At 79.3% G+C, this 835-nt stretch carries 1 pseudogene; it reads right to left on the bottom strand.

The features are described 5' to 3' along the window. A pseudogene (locus C3486_RS36660) lies at positions 1-835 on the bottom strand (hypothetical protein); the annotation flags it as partial.

Genomic DNA, 835 nt, shown 5'->3' with positions numbered 1-835 from the left:
CCTCGCGGGCCTCGGCCCGGGCCCGCGCCGCGTCCTGCTCGGCGGCGGCCAGCGCGTCCGAGGCCTGCGTGCGCAGCTGCTGCGCCTTCTCGGTGGCGTCCGCGACCAGCTTCTCGGCCTGCGCCGTCGCCTCGCCCAGCAGCTCGTCCGCCTGCTCGGCGGCCTCGCTGCGGCGGCGATTCGCCTCCTCGCGGGCGTCGTCCAGCGTGCTGTTCGCCTCGGCGCGCAGCCGGTCGGCCTCGGCACCCGCCTCGGCCACCGTCCGCTCGGCCTCGCGGGCGGCCTCGCCCAGCAGCTCGTCGGCCTGCTCGGCGGCCTCGGCGCGGCGCTTGTTCGCGGCCTCGCGGGCCTCGTCCAGCGCGCCGTTCGCCTCCGCGCGCAGCCGCTCGGCCTCGGCGATCGCCTCCGCGACCGTCCGCTCGGCCAGCGACTTGGCGGCCTCGGCCTCGGTCTGCGCCTCCTGCCGGATGCGGCTCGCGTCCTGCGAGGCGCGCTCGCGCTCGTCGTACGCGTCGGAGCGGACCCGGTCCGCCTCCTGCTGCGCGTCCTCCTTCGTCCGCGCTGCGGCGTGCTCGGCGGCGGACCGCAGCCCGGCGATCTCCTCCTCGGCCTGCTCGTGCAGCCCGGCGACCGCGTCCCGCACCTGCTGCGCGGTCTGCTCGGCGGCGGCCACCAGCTCCTCGGCGCGCCGGTCCGCCTCCTCCACCAGCCGCTCGGCCTCGGCCTGCGCCTCGGCCACCCGGGCACGGGCGGAGGCCAGCAGCTCCTCGCTCTGCTCGCGGGCCGCCGTGCGCTCCTGGTGCGCCTCCTCGCGGGCCTCGCCCAGCTGCTGCTC

This window comes from Streptomyces sp. Ru73 (genome assembly GCF_002920575.1).
Classification (GTDB): domain Bacteria; phylum Actinomycetota; class Actinomycetes; order Streptomycetales; family Streptomycetaceae; genus Streptomyces.
This window is presented reverse-complemented; position numbering and strand designations above follow the sequence as displayed.